Genomic DNA, 23,942 nt, shown 5'->3' on the forward strand with positions numbered 1-23,942 from the left:
TGATTTGCTGTCGGATCAGGCCGCAGCGGATTTATTGACACTGCCGGTCGCGATCTCGGTCATGTGACGGTCGCCGTCATAGGAGGCGTCCAGACATTTATCCAGTTTCGTGGCATCGTCGGTCTGGTCCAGCCGCTTGGCAAATGCCTTGCAGCAGCCATACCCGGCAATGGCGTAGTGGGCCATGCGCTGATATTGCGTGATGATCATGGCATCGCGCACGTCATCGTCGGAAAAGTCCTCATCCAGGACATGCGCGTGCACCTCCTTGACCAGACCTTCCATGCCCTTGCAGAACTCATCTGTGGGGTCTTCGCCATGGCCCTTGATGATCTCGGACAGGGTGTCCATGCCATCCTGAATGCCGTCGGCGCCGGCCTTCAGCGCCTTTTTCAATTCATCGTCGGTGGCGGCATCGTGCAGCTTCTGCGTTGCGGCCTTAGATTGTTTGCAGGCGGAATAAATGTCCTGCATCTGGTCGATATAGATATCTTTCAGGGACGAAAATGCCATCGTGAAATCCTCTCGTTGCTTCAATAGCCTTGGACAGAGGAAACGTGCAGATCGGCTGCCAGTTCCGAGACTGGCGATTTTGTCGCGCTCATCAGGTGCGCATCAGATTCATGAAGGGTGACAGACGCGAAATCCTATAGTCGCCGCAACATACCCAACAGGCGGCTCAGCTTTGGGTCGTTTTGCGCGGTCAGTCGGGCGACATTGATCGACCAGCGTTTCGCATCGTCCGTGGTGCCCGCCAGACCGCGCAGCGGCAGGGCCTGCCGTATCGGTTGCGGCGGGGCGGCGCACTGATCGGTGACATCGACGTGATACATGCCGTCCACCAGAACGTTCAGCATCAGGGTGACACCTTCGGGAAAGCGTGCATCGTCCGGACGCAGGGCGATCATCAGCGGCACCAGGCCCATATGCAGGGTAAAGCTGTAATGCGGCATCAGCTGGCCCAGCCACGGCACCAGATCGGTGTGGTGGCGTGGCTTTCCGAACGCGGTCGTTGCCCAATCACCGATCTGCGCACGGGACAGGCCGGTATATTCCTCGATTCGCCGCCAAAGTTCGGTTGAGGCCGCGTCGCTCAGCGTGGTTTCCGCATCACCCCGGACCGACACATCGTGCCGCAGCCAGTGCGTCGTGCGGGCCGTCCGGGCAAAGGCCTGCATCGCGTGCATCCGCTCCGCCTCGGGCAGGTTGGCCAGACGGGTGCAGTCCCATCGCCCCATGCCAAAGCGCAGCGGCACGCGGATCGCCGCATCCTGCACCGCGCGCGGTTTCATCAGGACGCTGACCGCAGGCGGTGCGTTGTGGCCGTAGGCAGCCCCGATAAAGTCGAACGCGCCGGAGCCGATCGTGATGGTCGTCATGCGAAGCCTCCGGCCTGAAACGAGGGCCGCCGCAGCAGCCATAGACCGCATAGATGCGGCGCGGGGCGCTGCGGTCTAGGCAATTTCGTGCTTTCAGCCCTCGTCATCCACCACATCGGCATCCGCCGCCTTCTTCGGCGCGGCTTTGCTGGCGGCGGTTTTCTTCGCGGCAGGTTTCTTTGCTGCGGGCTTCTTCTTGGCTGCCGGCTTTTTCGCGGCGGGTTTCTTGGCGGGGGCTTTCTTCTTGGGTTTGGTCGCGGCCTTCTCGTTGATCCAGACCAGAGCCTGTTCCAGCGTCACCGCTTCGGGTTCCACATCCTTTGGCAGGGTGGCGTTGATCTTCTCCCACTTCACGTAAGGGCCGTAGCGCCCCTTCATAACGTTGACCGGCCCGCCATCGGGGTGATCGCCTAGTTGTTTCAGCGGTTCGGCTGCCACGCCGCGCCGTCCGGGGTTCAGCTTCTTCTGCTCGATCAGGTCCACCGCCCGGTTCAGGCCGATTGTGTGAACCTCCTCGGGATCGGCCAGGTTGGCGTAGACCTTCTTGGGCTTGTCCTTCGCACTGGCGCCTTCGGGCAGGGGTTCGGTCAGCATCACATAGGGGCCGAAGCGCCCGATATTGCTCTCGATATCGCCGCCATCGGGGTGCTTGCCGACGAAACGCGGCAGCGCCAGCAGCGGCAGCGCCATGGCCAGATCGACCTGTTCCAGGTCCGTCCCCTTGGGGATGCTCGCGCGCTTGGGCTTGGGGGCCTCCTCAGTCGGCTCGCCCAACTGCACATAGGGGCCGAAACGCCCGGTGCGCAGCGTGACCGGCACGCCCTCTTCGTCATGACCCAGCAGCTTTCCGTCGGGTCCGGCAACATCGCCGCCCTCGACCTCACCTGCCAAGGGGCGGGTATAGCGGCAATCGGGATAGTTCGAGCATCCGATGAATGCGCCGCCCGAGCGGGCCGTGCGCATCGACAGACGGCCCTCACCACAATTGGGGCACAGGCGCGGGTCCGATCCGTCCTCCTTGGGGGGGAACAGATGCGGTTCCAGCACCTCGTTGATCTTTTCCAGCACGGCGGTGATGGACAGGTCCATCGTCTCATCCAACGCGATCTTGAAATCGGCCCAGAACCGTTCGAGCAGCTTGTGCCAGTCGGCCTCACCGGCGGAGACGTGATCCAGATCCTCCTCCAGCTTCGCGGTGAAGTCGTAGCTGACATAACGGCGGAAGAAGTTTTCGAGGAACGCCGTCACCAGCCGCCCCTTGTCCTCGGGGATCAGGCGGTTCTTCTCCTTGCGAACGTAGTCGCGGTCCTGAATCGTCGTGACGATGCTGGCATAGGTGGACGGGCGTCCGATGCCCAGCTCCTCCATCCGCTTGACCAGCGTGGCCTCGGTATAGCGGGGCGGCGGTTGGGTGAAGTGTTGCTGGCCCAGAACGGCACCGTCACCGCCCAGAACCGCCCGCTCCTCGCGAACCACACCGCGCGTGCCTTCGACCTCCACCACTGAGTCGGATGTGAGTTTGTCGAATTCGGCGGCGAACTCACCGGATTTCTTGCGTGCGTCCTCACCTTGGGTGATCTGCGGCAGGCGCTTGGCGTCGTCCGCCTCCACGTCGTCGCGGCCCTCCTCATAGACCTTGAGGAACCCGTCAAAGGTCACGACCTGGCCTGTGGCCCGCAAAGTGACCTCACCGTCCGAGGATCCGACATCGACGGTGGTCCGCTCCAGCCGGGCGCTTTCCATCTGGCTGGCGATGGTCCGCTTCCAGATCAGATCGTAGAGCTTGCGCTGCTCCGCCTCGACCCCGCCGGGCAGGTCGTCCACAGCCCGCGAAAGCTCGGTCGGACGCACGCATTCATGTGCCTCCTGCGCGTTTTTCGCCTTGTTCTTGTACACGCGCGCACTGCCGGGGACATAATCCTTGCCATAGCGTTCGCCGATCGCATCGCGCGCGGCAGTCACGGCCTCGGGGGCCATGTCGATCCCGTCGGTCCGCATGTAGGTGATGTAGCCCGCCTCATACAGGCGCTGCGCCACGTTCATCGTCTGCCGCGCACCCCATGAGAATTTGCGGCTCGCCTCCTGCTGAAGCGTGGATGTCATGAACGGGGCGGCGGGGTTGCGCGTCGCGGGCTTGGCCTCGACGTTCAGGACCTTCAGATCGCGCGAAGTGATCGCGGCGACCGCCAGTTCGGCGGCCTCACCCGTGGCCAGATCGTAGCGGTCCAGCTTGCGCCCGCCCAGATGGGTCAGCCGGGCCTCGTAGGTCTGGGCGCGCGGGTTTTCGAGCATCGCCTTGACGCTCCAGTATTCCCGCGGCTTGAAGGCCTCGATCTCCATCTCACGCTCAACGATGACGCGCAGGGCGACCGATTGCACACGGCCTGCGGATTTCGCACCGGGCAGCCGGCGCCACAGCACGGGAGACAGCTTGAACCCCACCAGATAATCCAGCGCGCGCCGGGCCAGATATGCCTCCACCAGTTCCATATCGACCTGACGGGGGTTTTTCATCGCCTCGGTGACGGCCGTCTTGGTGATCGCGTTGAACACGACGCGTTCGACCTGGGTGGTTTTCTTGATGGCGCGCCGCTTGGTCAGCGCCTCCTGCAAGTGCCACGAGATCGCCTCCCCCTCCCTGTCGGGGTCGGTCGCGAGGATCAGTTTGTCGTCATCCTTCAGGGCCTCGACGATGGCCTTGATATGTTTTTGCGAGGCGGTGGCCACCTCCCACTTCATCTCGAAATTGTCGTCGGGATCGACCGATCCGTCCTTGGGCGGCAGGTCACGCACATGGCCGTATGAGGCGAGGACGGTGTAGTCCTTACCCAGATACTTGTTGATTGTCTTGGCTTTGGCAGGGCTCTCGACGACGACGACTGGCATTCACTACTCCCCCTCGGACCCCGGGTCCGCGTTGATCCGGGAAAATGGGTGTACGCTTGCCAAGTGTCAACGGGGCAAGAAAACATGGCCCTTATCCAGGTTTGGTTCCGGTCCGGGGCCATGCAGGTTCGTGACAATGTACGAAACCGACCGGGGGCGCGGCTGTGACAGCCCGGCGCGGGAGGGTGTTTCGCCCACGCGCCGGGGGTAAGGTATCTCGGGGCGGGGGCCCTAGAATCCACCCTCCGCCGCTTCCGCAGCGGCGATCAGGTCGCGCCCGATTGCATCCTCGAACTGTGTCCAGACCGGCGACAGTGCCGCGATCCAGAGCGCGCGGGTCTCCTCATCCAGAGTGCGGATGCGCACGCCGTCCTGCCGGACACGAATCTTGTTCAACTCGCCCAGTTCGAACGCGAAGCGGTTCCGCTCATGCGTCACTTCCAGCAGGATCTGCGCCAGTTCGTCGCGCAGGTCAGGCTCCAGCCCGGCCCACCAGTCCTGCGAGGTTACGACCAGATAGTCGATGATGCCGTGATTGCTCTCGGTCACGCCGTCCTGAACCGTATGGAAAGACTGGGTATAGATATTGGACCAGGTGTTTTCCTGCCCATCGACCTCGCCGGAGTTCAGGGCGTCGTAGACCGCACTGAACGGCATCGCGATGCCGGTGCCGCCGATCGCCTCCATCTGCGCGTTGATCACGGCGGAGGGCTGGATGCGGAACCTCAATCCATTCGCGTCCGCCGGTTCGATCAACGGACGGTTGGCAGAAAACTGCTTCATGCCGTTATGCCAGAACGCCAGACCCAAAAATCCCTCGTCCAGCATGGATTCCTTCAGCGCCTGACCCGCCTCGGAGTTCTGGAATTCCTCCACCGCCAGAATGTCCTCGAACAGGAACGGCAGGTCGAACAATTGCAGGCTTTCGGTATAGGCGCCGAATTTCGACAGGGAAGGGGCTGCCATCTCGACCTCGCCGCGCAGCATGGCCGGCAGCACGTCGTCATCGTTGAACAGGCTGGAACTGGGATAGACCTCCATGCAGGCGCGCCCATCCAGTTCATCGTTTACGCGCTGCTGCAACAACAGGGCGGCTTCGCCCTTCGGGTGGCCTTGCTCCGCCGTCACATGCGCGAATCGGATGGTCATCTCTCCCGCGTCGCATTGCGCGAACGCCGCATTGGCCGTCAGCGCCAACCCCAGCGCCCCCCCGAGCGCCGTGGCGAACATTGTCAGTCGCATTCGAATTCCTTCCCTGTCTTTCACCGGTCGCCCGGTTCCCCCTCGCGGGTTGTGCCCCGTATCGGGCCATCTCACCATGTTCGTTTAATGTCTTACAACTACACGGGGCGCGTTCTCCAACACTTTCGTCGGTAAAGTTGTGCAATATGTGGCAACCGAGCCGACAAAGCGTCCGAAGCGGCCGGTTTTCCGGGCGCTTGCCCCATCAGGTGCCGCCTGACATAACGCGAGGCAACACGGAACAGAGAGGGATTTGCGATGTTCGATCACCGGCACCTACTGGGAATCGAACATCTGAGCCCGATGGACATTGCCGCCGTCCTGGACCGGGCCGACACATTCGCGACGACGCCCGACAGCCGCGCGGTGCGCCGGGACAGTCTGTCCGGCCTGACCCAGATCAACATGTTCTTCGAGAATTCGACGCGGACCCAGGCCAGCTTCGAGATCGCGGGAAAGCGTCTGGGCGCGGACGTGATGAACATGGCCATGCAGGCGTCGTCCATCAAAAAGGGTGAGACGCTGATCGACACCGCCCTGACGCTCAACGCGATGCACCCCGATCTGCTGGTCGTGCGCCACCCCAATTCCGGCGCGGTGGCCCTGCTGGCGCAAAAGGTGAACTGCGCCGTCATCAATGCCGGTGACGGGCGGCATGAGCATCCCACGCAAGCTCTGCTCGACGCATTGACCATCCGCCGCAGGAAAGGCCGCCTGCAACGCCTGACCGTGGCGATCTGCGGCGACATCGCGCACAGCCGCGTCGCCCGCTCGAACATCATGCTGCTGGGCAAGATGGAAAACCGCGTGCGTCTGGTTGGCCCCAAGACGCTGATGCCCCCGGGGATCGAGAAATTCGGCGTCGAGGTGACGGACGATATGGCCGCAGGGCTGAAGGACGCCGACGTCGTGATGATGCTGCGCCTGCAACGCGAACGCATGGATGGCGGCTTCATCCCGTCCGAGCGGGAATACTACCACCGCTTCGGTCTGGACGCAGCCAAGCTCGCCCACGCCAAACCGGATGCCATCGTCATGCATCCCGGCCCGATGAACCGGGGGGTGGAGATCGACGGAGAAATCGCCGACGACATCAACCGCTCCGTCATTCAGGAACAGGTGGAGATGGGCGTCGCGGTCCGCATGGCCGTGCTCGAATTGCTGGGGGAGGGACGGGGATGAGCGACACGTGCCGTCACTCCCGCCCCAACCACTGTGGCGATCCCTACCCCCGCTCGCGGGGGGAGGAGAGGAGGGGGGCTACCTCTCGATTTAAAGGACAGTTCTAATGATCGAGATCGTGGCGGGCATCGGCATCGCGTTCGTTAGCTCTTTCTTCTCGCTTGTCGTGGCATTTCTGCTCACGATGATAGCCAACTGGCGGCACGATCAGGAACAGCGCCGCCAGCACCGCGCGGCGCTCAATCTGATCGAAATCGAATTGCGGGAGCGTCTTGAGTTGCTTGGCGCGTCCTCGGAATGGGACACCATAATGCGGACAATGAACGCAGACTCCACCGAAAGTGGCACTGCTCCACCCTTCGCCGATGATCTCAGGACACATAGACGTCTCTACGAAAATGCGCTGTCCACAATCGGTCAGTTGCCGGTGTCTCTTTCAAGCCCCATTGCCGCACACTACGAAAGTACGGCGCGCATGCACCGTGATTTCCATGAGTGTTTCAAGTTGAATGGAACACGAGATCAGGCTTTAGACATACTGAAAGAGTACATTTCTGGCGGGCAGGACGTTCTCAATCGAATGGATGAGGCGCGAGATCATTTTCGGGCACTCGGCTTTTGGGACTGGCTTTGGTCTCGACCACGCGCACGGAGCCGAACATGACCCAAACCCTCCTCCACAACGCCCGCCTGATCGACCCTGAGAGCGGCACCGACACCCTCGGCGCGCTTGTCATCGAGGATGGCCGCATTGCCGAAATCCTAACGGAAAACATAAAATTGTCGGATTTCCCCGCGGGGAAGGCCATTGACTGTCGCGGAAAATGCGTGGCCCCCGGCATCGTCGATATCGGGGTGAAGATCTGCGAACCCGGTGAGCGGCACAAGGAATCCTTCCGCTCCGCCGGGCGTGCCGCCGTGCGCGGCGGCGCTACCACCATCGTCATCCGACCGGACACCGATCCCACCATCGACACGCCCGAAATGGTCCGGTTCCAGATCGAGCGTGCCGAGGATGACGCCCCGGTCAACGTCCTGCCCATGGCCGCGCTGACCAAGGGCCGCGCCGGGCGCGAAATGACGGAAATCGGCTTTCTCACCGATGCGGGCGCCGTTGCCTTCACCGATTGCGATGCCGTGGTCACGGATACCAAGGTTCTGAGCCGCGCGCTGACCTATGCCGCCGGTCTGGGGGCGTTGGTGATCGGCCACCCGCAGGAACCGGTGCTGTCACACGGCGCTTGCATGACCTCGGGTCAATATGCCTCGCAACTGGGGCTGCCCGCCGTGTCCCCGCTGGCGGAACGGATGGGGCTGGAGCGTGATTTGGCGCTGGTCGAGGCAACCGGTGTGCGCTGGCATGCGGATCAGATCACCACGGCGGCTGCCCTGCCGGCGCTGCGCCGTGCGCGGGCGGCGGGCTTGCCTGTCACTGCCGGAACTTCGATCCACCATTTGACCCTCAACGAATTCGACGTCGCGGACTACAGGACCTTCTTCAAGGTCAAACCGCCCCTGCGCGCGGAGGAAGACCGCCTCGCCATCCTGACCGCACTGGTGGATGGTGAGATCGACATCGTCTGTTCCATGCACACCCCCCAGGATGAGGAGTCGAAACGGCTGCCGTTCGAGGAAGCGGCCAGCGGTGCGGTCGGTCTGGAAACCCTGCTGCCTGCCGCGTTGCAACTGGTCCATGGCGGATATCTGGATCTGCCCGAACTCTTCGCCAAGCTGTCGCTGAACCCGGCACGGCTGCTGGGGCTGGATTGCGGGCGTCTGACCCCCGGAGCGCCGGCCGACCTGATCCTGTTCGATCCCGACGTGCCCTACGTGCTCGACCGCTGGTCGCTTGCATCGAAATCGAAAAACACGCCCTATGATCTGCGCCGGATGCAGGGCCGCGTTCTGGCAACCTGGGTCGGCGGAACGCAGGTCTATGCGGAGGAGCGGAAATGACCGCCTGGCTGCCGGATATTCTGGGATTGGAACGGGCGCTGCCGGCGCTGACCGCCATCTTGGGTGCGGCTTATCTGATCGGCTCCATCCCGTTCGGTCTGCTCATCACCCGCGCCCTCGGGCTGGGCGATGTGCGCAAGATCGGGTCGGGCAATATCGGCACGACGAACGTCTTGCGCACGGGCAGCAAGAAGGCCGCGGCCCTGACGCTGCTGCTCGATGGGGGCAAGGGCGCGGTCGCGGTGGCGGTGGCCTATGGAATGTACGGAAACCTCGCGGCGCAGATCGCGGCGCTGGGCGCATTTCTGGGGCATCTCTATCCGGTCTGGCTGCGCTTCAAGGGCGGCAAGGGGGTCGCGACTTTCCTGGGTGTGATGCTGGCCTTGCACTGGCCCGCGGGCTTGCTGGCCTGCGCCACCTGGCTGGCCAGCGCGGTGTTGTTCCGCATGTCCTCGCTCGCGGCGCTGATCGCGGCAGCGCTGGTTCCGGTCTGGCTGTGGCTGACACGGGCGGAGCCGTTCATCTGGCTGTCGCTGTGCCTGGCCGCGCTGATCTTCGTCAAGCACCACGCGAACATCCGCCGGATTGCCAAGGGAACCGAGCCAAGGATCGGGAAATCCTGAGCGCTGGTTCGCCGCGATAGGCTTAACGACCCATTAACCCGAATCGAGGTGAAGTGGCGCGAGGAGATTTGCCTTGCCTGCATTTGCTAAGCCCCGGCCTGATCCGGATGAGTTGCCCGACCAGGATGAGTTGACCACGCACCTCGCGCTGGCCCGCTCGCCGCGCGTGGGAACCGTGACGTTCCGGCGCTTGATCGCCACCTACGGCTCAACCGCCGCGGCCCTGCATGCGCTGCCGGAACATGCCGCGCGGGGCGGGATGAAGGGGTATCGCCCTGTCGACATGGATCTGGTGCGGCGTGAGATCGAGCAGGCGACCGATGCGGGTGCAACACCGCTGATGCTCGACCGCCCCGGCTATCCACAGCGGCTGGTCCATCTGAGCGATGCGCCGATGCTGTTGTGGATGCGCGGCGCGATGCCCGATCCCGTGCGCGCGACCACCGCCATGGTCGGCGCGCGCAACGCCTCCGCGCTGGGCCTGCGGATGGCACGTACATTGGCGGAGGATCTGGGGACCTTGAATCACGTCGTCGTCTCAGGTCTGGCGCGTGGCATCGACACCGCCGCGCATGAGGCTTCGCTGGAAACCGGCACCATCGCCGTGATGGCGGGTGGCATCGAGACCATCTACCCGGCTCAGAATGCGGATCTGGCGCAGCGGATCGCCGCGAACGGTGCCCTGCTGACGGAGGCTCCTCCGGGCCTTGCGCCCATGGCGAAACATTTTCCGCGCCGCAACCGGATCATCGCGGGCCTGTCCGACACCGTCGTGCTGATCGAGGCGGCGGAACGCTCGGGTTCTCTCATCACGGCCCGCATGGCGCTGGAGCAGGGGCGTGAGGTCATGGCCGTTCCGGGGCATCCGTTCGATGCCCGCGCCGCCGGATGCAACCGGCTGATCCGTGAGGGGGCCGGTCTGGTCCGCAGCGCCGCCGATGTGGTCGAGGCGCTGGAAATGCCCACGCTCATGGCTTTCGCGGAGGAACAGGAGACATGGCAGGTGGAACCCGCGGCGGAGGGGACGGCAGACGCGCTGATCGCGCTCCTGTCCCCCGCCCCGGTGGCGGAGGATGAACTGATCCGCCAGGTGGACCGCCCGGCGGGGCAGGTGCTGGCCGCGCTGATCGACATGGAGCTTTCGGGCGCAATCGCGCGGCATCCCGGCGGCATGGTCGCATTGGCCTGACCGGAATTGCTCTGGTGAGCGGCGGGCGCTGTGGGTAGGGTCGGGGCATGACGCTTCCCGTACAATATTCCGACGATCAGGCCGAGGCTTGGGACGCCATCACCGAGCTGCTGCGCGGCGCCGGGGTCGATCTGGTTGAGGGCACCACCGCCCCCGCAGTCGAAAAGGCGAAGCCAGCGGTGCTGGCCGTGATGGGCAAGGCCGGATCGGGCAAGACCCTGCTGCTAGCCGAATTGGTCAAATCCTTGCGCGAACTGGGGTTGGAAACCGTTTCAGGCGATTGGGAGAGCCGCAAGCGTGGCGATAAACGCACGCTCGCCATCCTCGCCCCGACGAACAAGGCGGCCAGCGTCCTGCGCAACCGGGGCGTTCCGGCCACGACCATCCACCGCATTATCTACACCCCCGTCTACGATCCCGAATACGAGAAGATCGCGGAATGGCTGGCCGGTGAGGGCGACCGCCCCACGATCGAGGGTCTGACGGAGGAGGCGCTGGACCGCGCCCATGCCTTTTACCAGCAACAACCCAGCGTGCCGGGGGCGCTGGCCGCGGCGGGGCTGCGCGGTTCGGACTTCATCACGGGCTGGAAACGGCGCGACGATCCGCTGGACATCGGTTTCGTCGATGAATCCTCGATGCTCGACGACAAGCAGATGGACGATCTGCGGGAGATTTTCTCAACCCTCGTGCTGTTCGGCGATCCGGCGCAGCTGGCACCTGTGGGCCAGTCCGGCTCGATGGTGTTCGACGCGCTGCCCGACAGTCGCAAGCGGATGCTCGACCGGGTGCACCGGCAGGCGGCGGACAGTCCGATCCTGGATCTGGCGCATGCCCTTGGCGACCCGGCCCTGCAATTCGAGGATTTCGAGCGAATGATCGAGCAGGCCGCCGCCCGCGACGATCGCGTGGTGGTGGCGCAGCGGGTGGATGCCGAACTGATGTCCCGCTCCCCCGTGCTGGTCTGGCGCAACGCCACGCGCATCCGCCTGATCTCCGCCTTTCGCGCGGCGCACGGGGCCCCGGAATTCGCCCTGCTGCCGGGGGAGCCGTTGATCTGTGACGGCGTGGAACTGCCGCTGAAACACCGCAAGAAACGCATCGATCTGGAGGCGCGGGGCCTGATCAAGGGCGCGCAATGCGTTTTCATGGGCGAGGGGCGAAAGCCGGGATTCTCACGCCTCTACGTCATGGGCGCGGAGGAGCCGCAGGTGAACGCCGCCACCATCATCAAGATCGAAAAGCCGGATCAGGAGGAGCCGTTCATCCCCTCGGCGGCCCGGATGGGTGCGGCCTTCGTCCACGGTGCGGCCTGTACGATTCACAAGGCGCAAGGCTCGCAATGGAGCGACGTGCAGGTCTTCGCGCCGGATCTTTACGGTGCCGCGCGGATGGGGCGGTCAGAGGCGGGCATTCCGCTGTGGAAACGCCTCGCCTATGTGGCGATCACGCGGGCGGAGACGCGCCTGCACTGGGTCACGAAATACCGCCTTGCCCGCCCGGCTGAACCGCTGGGCATCGAGGATCTGCGCAATCCCGAACCCTCGGTCCTGACGCTGGAGGCGGAGGGAAACGTGTGAAGCTTACGTTAGATTGGAACTGCGTTATCGAGGCAGAAAATAACCAACCTCAGGCACATTCTCTGCAGCGGCTCGTTGAAAGTCATCGTAGTGGGAGTGTCGACGTGGCGTTGCTTGGGGCTTCTGCATCAGAGAATACGCGCGAAAAACGCCTCCCTTCTACTTTTCACCACTTTCAAATGAAAATTGAAGATTTAGGCTGGTCCGATCTGCCAATCGTGCCGATGCCCTGCGTGATAGGATTAACTTATATCGGGCGCAGTTTCATCGTGGGTGATGCCGATCTATTTAAGAGAGACGTGAATGCCATATGGGAGGTTATTGCGCCTAACGTCCCACGAGCCCCCAGGGACATCGCTTCAAACTGGGAAGAATCCAAGGATATAGGTTCGGAGGATTTGGCCCGATGGAGGAATGTTTGGTGCGATGTAATGTCAGCATATTCACATATTAAAGCGGACCGGGATGTTTTTGTCACGAACAACACCCGAGATTTTCAGAGTAAATCCACGCCACTCTCTAAGTTGGGAATGAAGCGAATTTGCACGCCAGACGAGGCCGTGAACCTCGTCCGATAGATTTGAAGGCTTTTATTTTCAGGGGTTCGGCGCTGCCGCCCGGATCAACCGGTCATTGATCGCGGCGCCCAGACCCTGCGTCGGAATGGGCATGACGGCGATGCGTTGCGCGGTGGCGTCCGCCTTTCGCAGCAGCGCGAACAGGTTCGCGGCGGCCTCGACCGGATCTCCGCTGGCGGACAGGGACCATTCAGACGGGCCGTCGCCGAAGCGCAGCAGCACCTCATCCGCGTCCGGCTCCACCACGTTCAGGCGCAATGCCCCGCGCGGGGCGTAGTGGGAGGTCAGCTGGCCGGGGGCTGTGATGTCGCTGCCTTCGTGCAAGGTCACGGGGCGATCCAGCAGCGCCTCGATCCGCTCCACCGCCAGCCCGCCGGGGCGCAGCAGGATCGGGATATCGTCGTCGAAGCCGAGGATCGTGGATTCCAGCCCGACCGCGCAGGCACCGCCATCCAGAACGGCGGCGATGCGTCCGGACAGGCCGTCCATTACATGCGCGGCGGTCGTCGGGCTGATGCGGCCCGATGGATTGGCGCTGGGCGCGGCGACCGGACGGCCGATTGCGGTCAGCAGAGCGTGTGCGACAGGGTGCGCCGGCACCCGCACGGCCAGGGTGTCGAGCCCGGCGGTCACGAGGTCCGACACCTCACCGTGTCGGGGCAGGACCAGCGTGAGCGGGCCGGGCCAGAATGCCTGGGCCAGCCGCCGGGCCTGCGGGGTCATCCGCACCAGCGACTCGGCCATTGCCATGTTCGCGACATGGGCGATCAGGGGGTTGAAGGCGGGGCGTCCCTTCGCGGCGTAGACGCCGGCGACGGCGCGGCCATCCGTCGCATCCGCGCCCAGACCGTAAACCGTTTCCGTCGGGAACGCGACGCAGTGCCCCTGCGCCAGCAGACGCGCGGCGGTGGCGATGCCGTCGTCATCTGCGGCGAGCAGACACGTTTCGTATCGCGAAGTGTCGCCGCGTTGTTCTTGTTCATTCGGGATGTTTTGCATAACTTTCTTACAACTCTGACAGTGATGGACTGCTTAAATGACCTATGCCCCCCCGATCCGCGACATGCAATTCACTCTGGACAAGGTGATTGGTGCCGACAGGCTGGCGCAGACCGACCTGTTTGCCGACGCCACCCCCGATACGGTGGAGGCAATCCTGCTGGAGGCAGGCAAACTGTCCGCCGAGGTTCTGGCCCCCGTCAACCGTGACGGCGATCTGACGCCCGCCCGGTTGGAGAACGGCGTGGTGCGCGCCTCGCCCGGATTTGCCGAGGCATACAAGGCCATCGCCGAGGGTGGCTGGGTCGGCATGAACGCGGACCCGGAACATGGCGGCATGGGTCTGCCGATGATCCTGACCACCGCAGTGGGTGAGATGATGAACTCCGCCTGTCTGTCGCTGGCGCTGAACCCGCTGATGACGCAGGGCCAGATCGAGGCGTTGGAGCATCACGCCTCGGACGAGATCAAGGAACTGTACCTGCCCAAGCTGACCTCGGGTGAGTGGACGGGCACCATGAACCTGACCGAACCACAGGCCGGGTCGGATGTGGGTGCGCTGCGATCCAAGGCGGAACCCCAGGGCGACGGCACCTACAAGGTGACGGGTCAGAAGGTCTATATCACGTGGGGCGATCACGACGTGGCGGAGAATATCTGCCATCTGGTGCTGGCACGCCTGCCGGACGGCGTGCCGGGAACCAAGGGGATCAGCCTGTTTCTGGTGCCCAAGTTCCTGCCCGACCAAAACGGCAATCCGGGCGTGGCAAACACGCTCAAACCCATCAGCCTGGAACATAAGCTGGGGCTGCACGGCTCCCCCACCGCGGTCATGGAATTCGAGGGCGCGACCGGCTGGATGGTCGGGCCGGAGCATGGCGGCATGGCGGCGATGTTCACGATGATGAACAACGCGCGTCTGGGCGTCGGCGTGCAGGGGCTGGGCATCGCGGAAGCTGCCTATCAAAAGGCGCTGGCCTATGCGCAGGACCGTGTGCAGGGCGCCACGATGGTAAGTGATACCAACACGATTCTGGATCACGCCGATGTGCGCCGGATGCTGATGCAGATGAAGGCGCTGACCGGGTCTGCGCGCGCGATCTGCCTGGACACGGCGTTCAGCCTCGACATGGCGCGGGCCAGCAGCGGCGATGAGGCTGCCAAGTGGAAGGCGCGCGGTGCGTTCCTGACCCCCATCGCCAAGGCGTTCGGCACCGATGTCGGGTCCGAGGTCGCCGATCTGGGCATCCAGGTCCATGGCGGCATGGGCTATATTGAGGAAACGGGTGCGGCGCAATATGCCCGCGACGTGCGCGTGACCCGCATTTACGAAGGCACCAACGGCATTCAGGCGATGGATCTGGTGGGGCGCAAGCTGATGGATGGCGGCACCGCGGGTGAGGCCCTGCTTGGAGAGATCGAGGCGACGGCGAAGGCCGCGCGCGCCGATCACCCCGATCTGGCAGATGCCTTGCAGGACGCGGGTGAGACATTGGCCTCGACCATGGATTGGCTTCTCAAGGCGGAGATGAACGACCGATTCGCAGGCTCCGTTCCGTTCCTGCGGGCGTTCGCACTGGTTCTGGGCGGGCATTACCTGCTGCGCGGCGCGATGGCGCAGGACAGCCGCCTGCCGCTGGCGCAATACCACATTCTGCAATTGATGCCGCAGGCCGCCGCATTGTGCGCTGCGGTTGTGCAAGGAGCCGCGCCGCTTTACGCCCTGGACGCGGAGGCGCTCGCCTCTTGAGGAGGACCCCATGATCGAGGCGCGATATCCCTACAGCCCGCATATCCGGATGATCGGATTGCTGGCGGGGGTCGGCCTCGTAATGGTTCTGGCGATCTCGTCCCCGCCGAGCGGGGGCGAGGGTGCCGGATTTGCGGCCAAGATATTGCTGCCGATCGTGGCGCTGCTGGTCCTTTGCGGATGGTCGTACCGGCGCGAAAATTCCGACAGCAGGCCCGTCGTGCCGACGCGCGCGGCGATCATCGCGCCGCTGAATGCGGTGAGCGCGAAGCGGATCACACTGCGCTATGCTGACATTGCGAACATGCATGTGATAGGCCTGCGCAATAACACGACCCTGCGGATCCAATATGCCGGCGGGGCCTTGGGCATCCCCCTTGGTGCGATGCCCGACGAAAACACGTTCAAGAGCCCGAGCCACGATCTGGCCGCGCGGATTGAGAAAGCGAAGCCTCATGCCTGATGATATTCCCGTAACCATCAATTTCCCCCATGCCGAACCGCCCGCCCATGGCGAGGTCACGCAGGTGGCCGATGGAATCCTGTGGGCGCGACTTCCGCTGCCCATGGTGCTGAACCACGTCAATATCTACATCCTCGACGATGGTGACGGCTGGACGGTGGTGGACGCCGGCATCGACACCCCCACCGCGCGGCAGATATGGGAGCGCCTCTTGTCCGGGCCGCTGGCGGGCAAGCCTGTGCGCCGCGTCGTGCTGACGCATCATCATCCCGACCATGTCGGTCTGGTCGGCTGGTTCCAGCAGCGGGGGGCGGAACTGGTCACGACCCGCACCGCATGGTTGTTTGCGCGGATGCTGACTTTGGATGAGCAGGAAACCCTGCCCGAGCAGACGCTGGACTTCTACGCCCGTGCCGGGATGGATGCCGCACGGCTGGACAAGCGCCGCACCGAACGGCCGTTCAACTTCTCCGACTCGGTCCATCCGATGCCTGTCGGGTTCACCCGAATCCAGCAGGGCGACAAGATTCGCATCGGCGGGCGTGACTGGGACATCCATATCGGCAACGGCCACGCGCCGGAGCATGCGACGCTGTGGTCGGGCGACCTGATTCTGGCGGGGGATCAGATCATTCCCGGCATCTCCTCCAATATCGGGGTCTACGCGACGGAGCCGGACGCAGATCCGCTGGGTGAGTGGATCGAGAGCTGCCAGCGGCTCAGCGATCTGGCAACACCCCGACATCTGGCCCTGCCGGGGCACAAGCTGCCGTTTACCGGCGTTCCGGCCCGTTTGCGGCAGTTGATCGACAATCACGAAAATGCGCTGCGGCGCCTGCTGGCCTTCGTCGCGGAGCCGCGTCGCGCGCCGGAATGTTTCCCGCTGCTGTTCAAACGCACCATCGACGACGCGACTTTCGGTCTGGCCCTGGCTGAGACCGTGGCCCACCTGAACCACCTCTGGCATAATGGGGCGGTCACGCGCGAACTGGCGGAGGATGGAGCATGGATCTGGACGGCAAGGTAAACACGACCGCAGAGGCGGCGGAGAATGCCGTGCTCGCCCACGCGGTTCATATCGAGGGGCAGGAGGTCGCTGAAAACTGCGACCGCCCAAACGCGCTGAAGGCGGATGCGGGAAAGTCGCCCGCCCAGTGGGCCTATGAGCGGATCATCAACTATATCCAGAAGTTCGAGGAATTGCTCGACGCCGAGCATGAGGTTGGCTTGGGGTTTGTCGGATCGGACAGCGGCACGCTGACCATTCAGGGAATGGGCTATTTCGCGCCGGACATCATCACATTCTACGGCACCGATGCCGGGGGCAACAAACGTCAGTTGATCCAGCATGTCAGCCAGTTGAGCGTCATGCTGACCGCCGCGCCCAGATTGAAAAGCCCCGCGCAGCGCATCGGGTTCAAGCTGGCCGCCGATCTGGAGGGCAAGGGCTGACTTGCGCGGCGCACCGCATGGTGTATGAAACGAACAGCATTCTAAGGGGAAGAACATGGCCGATCATCACGAACCGCACGAGCATGGCACGATGGACATCACCGCGCAGGAGAAGACCTTCGCCGGATTTCTGACATTCGGAACCCGGCTCACAATCGCGTGCATCGCGGTCCTGATCTTCCTCGCGATTTTCCGCACGTAATCGTTGCCGCCGGGCCTAGCCGCGCGGCAGCAGTGGCCGGATATTGTGGCCGGTCAGGATGCCGGCCTGATCGCCGTCCAGCACCAGACAGGTCAGCCTGTCACCGAACACGGCGCCGGTGTCGATCGCGATGCGGTAGCCGTGATGTTCGGGATCGTCCACCACCGTGTGGCCATGCACCACGGTAAACGGCAGCGTTCCCTGCCAGTCCATCCAGCCCTCGCGAATCCACAGCAGATCCTCGACGGTCTGGTCCTGCGGCGGGCGGGTCGGATCAATTCCTGCGTGGACGAACAGATAATCGCCGATCCGATGTTGCAGCGATAGGCCGGCCACGTAATCCAGATGCGCCTGCGGGATCGCCTGCGCTGCGGCCTCGTGAAATTCCGCCGCACGCTCCAGCCCCAGAACGCCGGGGGGCACGTCCACACCGTAGCTCATCAGGGTTTCCCCGCCGCCGATGCGCGGATGCAGGTAGTGATAACCCTTCTCGCGATACAGCTTGGGATCCTGCCAATCGGGATGGGTCGCGTAGCGCAGGAACATCCGGTCGTGGTTGCCCATCAGGTCGATACGTTCCTCGCCCTGGCTGGCGATCAGATAGTCGATGACGCCGCGACTGTCCGGCCCACGGTCGGTATAGTCGCCCAGATGGATGATCCGCACCTCGCGCCCCGGATGTTGCGCGCGGTCGCGCTCGATCCAGTCGTGGACCTCCCTCAGGTTGTCCAACATGCCGTGAACATCGCCTATGGCATAGATGCGGATACCGTCCGTGTGCATGATCGTTCCCAACAGTCAGAACCAAAATGAAAAGCCCCCGCACCGTGAGGTGCGAGGGCCTGAATGACAACAGTCGGGTGGCACCGACCGGTTGCTTTCATCGTATCAGAGCATGCCTTCGCGCTGAGCCTTTTTACGAGCCAGCTTGCGCGCACGGCGGACGGCCTCGGCCTTCTCACGTGCTCGCTTGATCGACGGTTTCTCGTAATGTTGCTTGAGCTTCATTTCCCGAAACACACCTTCACGCTGAAGCTTTTTCTTCAGGGCGCGGAGGGCCTGATCGACGTTGTTGTCGCGAACCTGTACCTGCACTTGTAGTCACCACCTTCCTAGTAAAATTGCGAAATTGCAGGAATGCGCTAGATAGACCCGCAACGACGTCTTGTCTACCCTTCACGGGCCTTCGCAGGCCTTCGCGGGGACCGAGACATGCAAGCAGGAGGACGATATGACCGAAAACATGGCGGAACGTCACGATCTGGCCCGGGATGCGGTTCTGGACGCGGCCATGGTCCATGTCCCGTTTGACGGCTGGTCGCAGGAAACGATGCGCCGCGCGATTGCCGATTCGGGGGTGGAGCCGGCATTGGCCGATGCGCTGTTCCCGCGCGGCCCCGTCGATCTGGCGCTGGCGTTTCATTATCGCGGCGACCGGATGTTGGCGGAATGGCTGCCCGAATTACAGGGCGGCATGACGGCGAGGATCACGCAGGCCGTCTGGCATCGGCTGGAACTGGTGGACGGACAAAAGGAAGCCGTGCGCCGGGGGGCCACGCTGTTCGCGCTGCCCAATCACGCCGTCGATGGTTCACGCGCGATCTGGAACACGGCAGACACGATCTGGACCGGGCTGGGCGACAGTGCCGATGATTACAACTGGTACACGAAGCGTGCGACCCTGTCCGCCGTCTATTCCTCGACGGTGCTGTACTGGCTGGGCGACACGAGCCCGGATCACAGCGCAACGCGGGAGTTTCTGGACCGGCGCATCGCGGATGTGATGTGGGTTGAAAAGACCAAAGCCCGCCTGCGTCAGACGCCGCTGGCCCGGGCCTTCGACATCGGGCCGGGGCGTTTGTTGAGCCGGGTCCGCCCGCCCGTTCCGCGTGCGATGCCCGGACGGTTCAACCGGTGATGCGTTGCGGTTCGAGGCGCTCCTCCGCCTCTGCCAGCCGTGCCTCGGCCTGCGCAATGTAATCGCGTGTCAGGGGTACGGCGTCCCGCTGGTGGGTGAGTTGCACCTGATAGACGACTTGGCCGCGCCAGCGAAACGCGGCCTCGGACGCGGCGAGATAGAAATCCCACATCCGGCAGAACCGCTCATCATACAGACGGGCGGCGTCGTCCCAGCGTGCCAGGAACCGCTGACGCCAGTTGCGCAGGGTCATCGCGTAGTGCAGGCGCAGGTTTTCGACATCGGTCATGTATAGCCCCGCGCGTTGCGCCGCGGCCGCGATCTGATCGAGGGTCGGGATATATCCGCCGGGAAAGATGTACTTGCGGATGAACGGTGCCGTCGGCGCGGGGGGGGCGGCGTTGCCGATGGTGTGCAGCAGCATGACGCCATCGGGGCGCAACAGCTCCGCCACCTTATTGAAAAAGGTGTCGTATTGACTCTTGCCCACATGCTCGAACATCCCGACGGAGACGATCCGGTCGAAATCACGCTGCAAGGTGCGATAATCCTTCAACTCATACTCCGTCCGGTCGCCATAGCCCAGTTCGGCACTGCGGGCGGTGGCATAGGCATGCTGTTCGGTCGAAAGAGTGACGCCCTTGACCCGCGCGCCCGCCGTTCCGGCCAGATACCGCGCCATGCCACCCCAACCGCACCCGATGTCGAGCACCTCCAGCCCTTCGCGGTTCAGATGCATCTTGGCGGCGATGTGACGTTTCTTGAGCGTTTGCGCGGTGTCCAGATCGGTGTCGGATGTCGGGAAATAGGCGCAGGAATATTGCCGGTCCTCATCCAGAAACAACTCGTACAGTTCCGTTGAAAGATCGTAGTGATGCGCGACGTTCTGCCGGGCGCGCGTCAGGCCGTTGCGATCCAGCATCCGGTACATCGCGCCACGGACGCGCAGCAATGCGTTGAGTCGGGGGTGCATTTCCTCGACCCGCGCGACATCGCACAGCACCGCGCGCAACAGATCGTAGATGTCGCCCTCCAACATCTCCAGATCGCCATCCATATAGGCCTCAGCCAGCTTGAGCGAGGGGTCGAGCGCGATGTTGCGTTCCGCCCGCGCATTGACCCGGACGTGCGGGGTCGGGATATCGGAGCGTTCCGTGCCGAACAGGTGGGTTTTTCCGTGCGCGTCGGTTACCCGCAAGGCTTGCGTGCGGACCACGTCATCGACGAGCTTGTGAAGTATGCCGAGCATGGCGGACCTCCGTTACAGACCAATGTCCCGGCAGAGTATCTGAAACCTTTGTCTGGTCCACCCTCAGATTCGTTGACCTGCGTCCAGTCTGGCCAGAAGGTCGGTGGCACTGGCCCGGCTTTCATCACGCTTGCCCTCATCCATCCGGTCCCAGGTGCGGTACATCTGCGCCATGCGCGGATTACGCGCGAACCGGTCGCGGTGGCGCAGCAGGAAATCCCAGTAGAGCGGGTTGAACGGGCAGCAACCCTCACCCGACTTGCGTGAGACGGAATAGGCGCATCCCTTGCAATGGTCGGACATGCGATTGATGTAAGCGCCGGATGCGGCATAGGGCTTGGACCCCACGATGCCGCCATCCGCGAACAGGACCATGCCGACGGTGTTTGGTGCTTCGACCCATTCGAAGGCATCGGCATAGACCGCCAGATACCATTCATGCACCTGTTGCGGGTCCAGCCCGGCGAGCAGGGCGAAATTGCCGGTGACCATCAGGCGCTGGATATGGTGGGCATAGGCGTCCTCAATGGTCTGGCCGATGGCGGATTTCATGCAGGCCATGTCCGTCTCGCCCGACCAGTAGAACCATGGCAGGTCGCGATTCGCGTTCAGGGCGTTGCGGGCGGCATAGTCCGGTCCTTCGTGGAAATAGACGCCTCTGACGAATTCGCGCCAGCCAAGGATCTGGCGGATATAGCCCTCGACCGCGTTCAGGGGGGCGCGGCCCGCACGATACTCCGCCTCCGCCCGCTGGCACAGGTCCAGGGGATCGAGCAGGCCGATGTTCAGATACGGGCTGAGGATCGAGTGATAGAGGAACTTCTCCCCCTCCAGCATCGCGTCCTGATAATCGCCGAAGCGGGGCAGGGCCTCCGCCATGAACCAGTCGCGCGCGGCCTCGGCCCCGGCGCGGGTGGTGGCGAACCAGAACGGGTGGAGCGTGCCGAAAGTATCCGGGTACTCACGCTCCACCAGCGCCAGGACCTGCGTCACGACCTCATCGTACTGGTGGTGCAGGGGTTGGGGCATGAACAGATCCGCCCTGGCCGGTTTGCGGTTGTCGTGGTCGTAGTTCCACTTGCCGCCCTCGGGGTGATCGCCATCCATCAGGATGCCGGTCTTGCGGCGCATCTCACGATAGAAATACTCCATCCGCAGGGTTTTTCGCCCCTCGGCCCACCCGGAAAAATCCGTCTCGGAACAGATGAAGCGTGTGTCGGGATGCTGACGCACAGGCAGCGGCAGATCGTCGAGCAGCTGGCGCAACCGCCATTCGCCGGGTGTGGTGGCGATCACGGAGCTGGCGCCGTGTTCCTCAGCCCGGCGCAGCAATTCGCCGCCGATGCTGTGCGTGTTGTGCGGGTCGTCCAGCGGGGTGTAGGCAACTGCCCAGCCATCGCGGCGAAGGTCATCGGCGAAATGACGCATCGCGGCGAGGATCAGCGCGATTTTCTTGGCATGGTGGGGCACATATGTTCCCTCGGCACGGACCTCCGCCATCACGATGACGTCACGGGATTTGTCAGCTGAATCGAGGGCGCTGAGGTCGGGGCTGAGTTGATCGCCAAGGATCAGGATCAAACGCGGCGCGCTCACCACGGCACGACATCCCCGCGCCAGTCGAAGAAGCCGCCGGTGTGGGCGGGGGTCAGCCGGGCCATGGCGTTCGCCAGATTCTCCGCCGCCTCCGCCGCCGGAACGGAGGGGTGGCGGCCAAGATATTTCCGGGTCAGGTCCGATTCCACCGTGCCGGGATGCAGGGCGACCACGACCGCCTCGGGCCGCTTGCGCGATACTTCGATCGCGGCGGTGCGCACGATCTGGTTCAGCGCCGCCTTTGCCGCGCGATAGGCGATCCAGCCGCCGGCGCGGTTGTCCCCGATCGACCCCACACGCGCCGAAAGCGTGGCGAAGAGGGCGGGCCCCCCGTCCGCCAGCAGCGGCACCAGATGTTTCAGCAGCAGGGCGGGACCGGTCGCGTTCAGCGCGAATTGTGCGGCCATGGCTGCGGGGTCGATGGCGGCGATTGTCTTCTCCGGCCCGTGTCCGTCGATTTCCAGCGCGCCCGTCGCGTCGAAGATCAGGCGGTAGCCGGGGGTCAGACCCTGCACAGCCGCCGCGATGCTGGCCTCATCCGTCAGATCCAGCCCGTCGGTGGATCGGCTGAGCGTCTCAACCTGCATTACAGGCTGCAAACGCCGTGCCAGCGCGGCACCGATGCCGCCGCTGGCCCCCAGGATCAGCGCCCGTCCGCCCCCGTATTTTTCGTCAAAATTCATGGCAGTCAAAATGGGCTGCATGAACGCGCCGCCCAAGTGTCAGACGGTCGCAGGCCCCAGTTCCACACCGGCGGGCAGGTTCACCGCCGCAAGGCCGGAGCCGAGCATGCCCGCGCCGCCCTTCAGGTCGAACGCGATCTCGTGAATGACGGGGTTCAGCGGCGCGATCTCCTCCAGCAGTTCGGCGTGACGCCCGGCGCGCAGGATCGGATACCAGACCATGACGCAGGCCTCGGGCCATTTGCGGCGCAGCAGGTTGCGCATGAACGCCCCCGCCTGCGCATATTCTGTCTTCACCTCGTAGGACGGGTCGATCAGCACCATGCCCGCGCGCGGTTCGGGGGGCGACAGGTCCATCACGCCCTGATAGCCGTCACATCGCTGGATCGCCGCACCGGGCAGCACGTCGCACAGCGCCGCATGTTCGGCGGGGTGCAGTTCCATCAGATGCATCTGATCCTGATCGCGCAGCATCGACGCGGCAAGCCACGGGGAGCCGGGATAGGCCGTCGGACCGTTCAGGTCGCGCACCAGTTCCAGCGTCTCGGCAAAGGGTTCGCCCGCCAGATCGGTCAAGGCGATCCCCTCCGCTGCCTCACCTGTCTTGCGGCTCTCGGCGCTGGCCAGATCGTAGAGGCCGCGGCCGGAATGCGTCTCCATATAGGTCAGGGGGCGAGGTTTCGCCGTCAGCGCGCGCAGCACGCGAGCCAGGGCCACATGCTTGTGCACGTCCGCAGGGCCGCCGGCGTGATAGGCATGTTGGTAGCTCAGCATCGCAATCTCCAGTTATCCGGATGTCAGGTCACACAGCGCGAGCGGGCGGATTCAGCGCAGCCCCGGCAGGGTCCGGTTGACTCCACCGTTCGCGTCCGTATAACCCGCCCATCCCGGATTGGCGAACGCCGTCTGGGCCTTGGTGTTTGTGGTCCTCGCAAGAGGAACCCTGTCGCCCGTGTTTCGCAAGATGGACGGGAGAGGAAAGCACCTTTCACATCGCGCATCCGCGCCACAGAAA

General features: G+C 63.8%; 24 protein-coding genes. 13 read left to right on the top strand and 11 right to left on the bottom strand.

From position 1 onward, the window contains the following. Positions 1-15 precede the first annotated feature (15 nt). From H1S03_RS04835 to H1S03_RS04850, 4 genes are all read right to left on the bottom strand, one after another. Complete coding sequence (locus tag H1S03_RS04835) at positions 16-513, bottom strand: YciE/YciF ferroxidase family protein (RefSeq protein ID WP_185803411.1); 498 nt, start codon at positions 511-513, stop codon at positions 16-18. Positions 514-647: 134 nt separating this feature from the next. Next, entirely contained in the window at positions 648-1,379 is a 732-nt protein-coding gene (locus tag H1S03_RS04840) for a hypothetical protein (RefSeq protein ID WP_185803412.1), read from the bottom strand. Positions 1,380-1,472: 93 nt separating this feature from the next. Beyond that, positions 1,473-4,265 carry a type I DNA topoisomerase gene (gene topA, locus H1S03_RS04845; RefSeq protein ID WP_185803413.1) on the bottom strand — a complete coding sequence of 931 codons (2,793 nt, stop codon included), beginning with the start codon at positions 4,263-4,265 and terminating at the stop codon, positions 1,473-1,475. A gap of 231 nt (positions 4,266-4,496) precedes the next feature. Beyond that, entirely contained in the window at positions 4,497-5,507 is a 1,011-nt protein-coding gene (locus H1S03_RS04850) for a DctP family TRAP transporter solute-binding subunit (RefSeq protein WP_185803414.1), read from the bottom strand. Positions 5,508-5,765: 258 nt separating this feature from the next. On the opposite strand from H1S03_RS04850, the gene H1S03_RS04855 reads away from it, so the two are divergent. From H1S03_RS04855 to H1S03_RS04885, 7 genes are all read left to right on the top strand, one after another. After that, a complete protein-coding gene (locus tag H1S03_RS04855) occupies positions 5,766-6,689 on the top strand; it encodes an aspartate carbamoyltransferase catalytic subunit (protein ID WP_185803415.1) in 924 nt (307 codons plus the stop codon). 106 nt (positions 6,690-6,795) lie between these two features. Continuing rightward, entirely contained in the window at positions 6,796-7,353 is a 558-nt protein-coding gene (locus H1S03_RS04860) for a hypothetical protein (protein WP_166188658.1), read from the top strand. After that, positions 7,350-8,645: a dihydroorotase gene (gene pyrC / locus H1S03_RS04865; RefSeq protein ID WP_185803416.1), complete on the top strand. Its 1,296-nt coding sequence runs from the start codon at positions 7,350-7,352 to the stop codon at positions 8,643-8,645. The genes H1S03_RS04860 and pyrC overlap by 4 nt, the downstream gene beginning before the upstream one ends. Continuing rightward, a complete protein-coding gene (gene plsY / locus H1S03_RS04870; protein ID WP_185803417.1) occupies positions 8,642-9,268 on the top strand; it encodes a glycerol-3-phosphate 1-O-acyltransferase PlsY in 627 nt (208 codons plus the stop codon). Before pyrC ends, plsY begins: the two co-directional genes overlap by 4 nt. 73 nt (positions 9,269-9,341) lie before the next feature. Beyond that, positions 9,342-10,457, top strand: a complete 1,116-nt coding sequence (gene dprA, locus H1S03_RS04875) for a DNA-processing protein DprA (protein ID WP_430700874.1) — start codon at positions 9,342-9,344, stop codon at positions 10,455-10,457. Positions 10,458-10,504: 47 nt separating this feature from the next. Then, positions 10,505-12,037 carry an ATP-dependent DNA helicase gene (locus H1S03_RS04880; RefSeq protein ID WP_185803418.1) on the top strand — a complete coding sequence of 511 codons (1,533 nt, stop codon included), beginning with the start codon at positions 10,505-10,507 and terminating at the stop codon, positions 12,035-12,037. Continuing rightward, positions 12,034-12,615, top strand: a complete 582-nt coding sequence (locus tag H1S03_RS04885; protein WP_185803419.1) for a hypothetical protein — start codon at positions 12,034-12,036, stop codon at positions 12,613-12,615. The genes H1S03_RS04880 and H1S03_RS04885 overlap by 4 nt, the downstream gene beginning before the upstream one ends. An 18-nt stretch (positions 12,616-12,633) precedes the next feature. Here H1S03_RS04885 and H1S03_RS04890 read toward each other — a convergent pair whose 3' ends face one another. Beyond that, positions 12,634-13,614: an L-threonylcarbamoyladenylate synthase gene (locus tag H1S03_RS04890; RefSeq protein WP_185803420.1), complete on the bottom strand. Its 981-nt coding sequence runs from the start codon at positions 13,612-13,614 to the stop codon at positions 12,634-12,636. A gap of 37 nt (positions 13,615-13,651) precedes the next feature. Between H1S03_RS04890 and H1S03_RS04895 the strand changes: the two genes are divergently transcribed. Genes H1S03_RS04895 through H1S03_RS04915 form a run of 5 tightly spaced genes read left to right on the top strand, consistent with a single transcriptional unit; the run spans position 13,652 to position 17,481 of the window. Then, positions 13,652-15,364 (top strand): acyl-CoA dehydrogenase, encoded by a 1,713-nt coding sequence (locus H1S03_RS04895; RefSeq protein WP_185803421.1) that lies wholly within the window; start codon positions 13,652-13,654, stop codon positions 15,362-15,364. Between the two features lie 10 nt (positions 15,365-15,374). Next, positions 15,375-15,827 carry a hypothetical protein gene (locus H1S03_RS04900; RefSeq protein WP_185803422.1) on the top strand — a complete coding sequence of 151 codons (453 nt, stop codon included), beginning with the start codon at positions 15,375-15,377 and terminating at the stop codon, positions 15,825-15,827. Next, positions 15,820-16,854 (top strand): MBL fold metallo-hydrolase, encoded by a 1,035-nt coding sequence (locus H1S03_RS04905; protein WP_166188676.1) that lies wholly within the window; start codon positions 15,820-15,822, stop codon positions 16,852-16,854. Before H1S03_RS04900 ends, H1S03_RS04905 begins: the two co-directional genes overlap by 8 nt. Beyond that, on the top strand, positions 16,833-17,279 hold the full coding sequence (locus H1S03_RS04910; RefSeq protein WP_166188678.1) for a DUF6173 family protein: 447 nt from the start codon (positions 16,833-16,835) through the stop codon (positions 17,277-17,279). Before H1S03_RS04905 ends, H1S03_RS04910 begins: the two co-directional genes overlap by 22 nt. Positions 17,280-17,334: 55 nt before the next feature. After that, the gene (locus tag H1S03_RS04915) at positions 17,335-17,481 is read left to right on the top strand and encodes an aa3-type cytochrome c oxidase subunit IV (RefSeq protein ID WP_166188680.1); all 147 of its coding nucleotides are present in this window, start codon (positions 17,335-17,337) and stop codon (positions 17,479-17,481) included. Between the two features lie 15 nt (positions 17,482-17,496). On the opposite strand, the gene H1S03_RS04920 is transcribed toward H1S03_RS04915, so the two are convergent. Continuing rightward, complete coding sequence (locus tag H1S03_RS04920; protein WP_221892598.1) at positions 17,497-18,264, bottom strand: metallophosphoesterase family protein; 768 nt, start codon at positions 18,262-18,264, stop codon at positions 17,497-17,499. Positions 18,265-18,369: 105 nt separating this feature from the next. Next, positions 18,370-18,576: a 30S ribosomal protein S21 gene (gene rpsU, locus H1S03_RS04925; RefSeq protein ID WP_166188682.1), complete on the bottom strand. Its 207-nt coding sequence runs from the start codon at positions 18,574-18,576 to the stop codon at positions 18,370-18,372. Positions 18,577-18,712: 136 nt separating this feature from the next. On the opposite strand from rpsU, the gene H1S03_RS04930 reads away from it, so the two are divergent. Continuing rightward, the gene (locus H1S03_RS04930; protein ID WP_185803423.1) at positions 18,713-19,399 is read left to right on the top strand and encodes a COQ9 family protein; all 687 of its coding nucleotides are present in this window, start codon (positions 18,713-18,715) and stop codon (positions 19,397-19,399) included. Here H1S03_RS04930 and H1S03_RS04935 read toward each other — a convergent pair. The 4 genes from H1S03_RS04935 to rlmJ form a co-directional block, all read right to left on the bottom strand. Continuing rightward, positions 19,389-20,648 carry an SAM-dependent methyltransferase gene (locus H1S03_RS04935; protein ID WP_185803424.1) on the bottom strand — a complete coding sequence of 420 codons (1,260 nt, stop codon included), beginning with the start codon at positions 20,646-20,648 and terminating at the stop codon, positions 19,389-19,391. The two genes, H1S03_RS04930 and H1S03_RS04935, sit on opposite strands and share 11 nt — an antisense overlap. A gap of 63 nt (positions 20,649-20,711) precedes the next feature. Beyond that, entirely contained in the window at positions 20,712-22,244 is a 1,533-nt protein-coding gene (locus H1S03_RS04940) for a cryptochrome/photolyase family protein (RefSeq protein WP_185803425.1), read from the bottom strand. Continuing rightward, positions 22,241-22,927 carry an SDR family NAD(P)-dependent oxidoreductase gene (locus H1S03_RS04945; RefSeq protein WP_185803426.1) on the bottom strand — a complete coding sequence of 229 codons (687 nt, stop codon included), beginning with the start codon at positions 22,925-22,927 and terminating at the stop codon, positions 22,241-22,243. The genes H1S03_RS04940 and H1S03_RS04945 overlap by 4 nt, the downstream gene beginning before the upstream one ends. A gap of 39 nt (positions 22,928-22,966) precedes the next feature. Beyond that, the gene (gene rlmJ / locus H1S03_RS04950) at positions 22,967-23,701 is read right to left on the bottom strand and encodes a 23S rRNA (adenine(2030)-N(6))-methyltransferase RlmJ (RefSeq protein ID WP_166188691.1); all 735 of its coding nucleotides are present in this window, start codon (positions 23,699-23,701) and stop codon (positions 22,967-22,969) included. Positions 23,702-23,942: the final 241 nt, after the last annotated feature.

The organism is Pontivivens nitratireducens (assembly GCF_014235845.1).
In the GTDB taxonomy this organism is placed as follows: Bacteria; Pseudomonadota; Alphaproteobacteria; order Rhodobacterales; family Rhodobacteraceae; genus Pontivivens; species Pontivivens nitratireducens.

Coding starts and splice junctions, on each gene's coding strand:
- H1S03_RS04835 (WP_185803411.1), bottom strand. CDS start 513: ATGGCATTTTCGTCCCTGAAAGATATCTATATCGACCAGATGCAGGAC.
- H1S03_RS04840 (WP_185803412.1), bottom strand. CDS start 1,379: ATGACGACCATCACGATCGGCTCCGGCGCGTTCGACTTTATCGGGGCT.
- topA (WP_185803413.1), bottom strand. CDS start 4,265: ATGCCAGTCGTCGTCGTCGAGAGCCCTGCCAAAGCCAAGACAATCAAC.
- H1S03_RS04850 (WP_185803414.1), bottom strand. CDS start 5,507: ATGCGACTGACAATGTTCGCCACGGCGCTCGGGGGGGCGCTGGGGTTG.
- H1S03_RS04855 (WP_185803415.1), top strand. CDS start 5,766: ATGTTCGATCACCGGCACCTACTGGGAATCGAACATCTGAGCCCGATG.
- H1S03_RS04860 (WP_166188658.1), top strand. CDS start 6,796: ATGATCGAGATCGTGGCGGGCATCGGCATCGCGTTCGTTAGCTCTTTC.
- pyrC (WP_185803416.1), top strand. CDS start 7,350: ATGACCCAAACCCTCCTCCACAACGCCCGCCTGATCGACCCTGAGAGC.
- plsY (WP_185803417.1), top strand. CDS start 8,642: ATGACCGCCTGGCTGCCGGATATTCTGGGATTGGAACGGGCGCTGCCG.
- H1S03_RS04880 (WP_185803418.1), top strand. CDS start 10,505: ATGACGCTTCCCGTACAATATTCCGACGATCAGGCCGAGGCTTGGGAC.
- H1S03_RS04890 (WP_185803420.1), bottom strand. CDS start 13,614: ATGCAAAACATCCCGAATGAACAAGAACAACGCGGCGACACTTCGCGA.
- H1S03_RS04895 (WP_185803421.1), top strand. CDS start 13,652: ATGACCTATGCCCCCCCGATCCGCGACATGCAATTCACTCTGGACAAG.
- H1S03_RS04900 (WP_185803422.1), top strand. CDS start 15,375: ATGATCGAGGCGCGATATCCCTACAGCCCGCATATCCGGATGATCGGA.
- H1S03_RS04905 (WP_166188676.1), top strand. CDS start 15,820: ATGCCTGATGATATTCCCGTAACCATCAATTTCCCCCATGCCGAACCG.
- H1S03_RS04910 (WP_166188678.1), top strand. CDS start 16,833: ATGGATCTGGACGGCAAGGTAAACACGACCGCAGAGGCGGCGGAGAAT.
- H1S03_RS04915 (WP_166188680.1), top strand. CDS start 17,335: ATGGCCGATCATCACGAACCGCACGAGCATGGCACGATGGACATCACC.
- H1S03_RS04920 (WP_221892598.1), bottom strand. CDS start 18,264: ATGCACACGGACGGTATCCGCATCTATGCCATAGGCGATGTTCACGGC.
- H1S03_RS04930 (WP_185803423.1), top strand. CDS start 18,713: ATGACCGAAAACATGGCGGAACGTCACGATCTGGCCCGGGATGCGGTT.
- H1S03_RS04935 (WP_185803424.1), bottom strand. CDS start 20,648: ATGCTCGGCATACTTCACAAGCTCGTCGATGACGTGGTCCGCACGCAA.
- H1S03_RS04945 (WP_185803426.1), bottom strand. CDS start 22,927: ATGAATTTTGACGAAAAATACGGGGGCGGACGGGCGCTGATCCTGGGG.
- rlmJ (WP_166188691.1), bottom strand. CDS start 23,701: ATGCTGAGCTACCAACATGCCTATCACGCCGGCGGCCCTGCGGACGTG.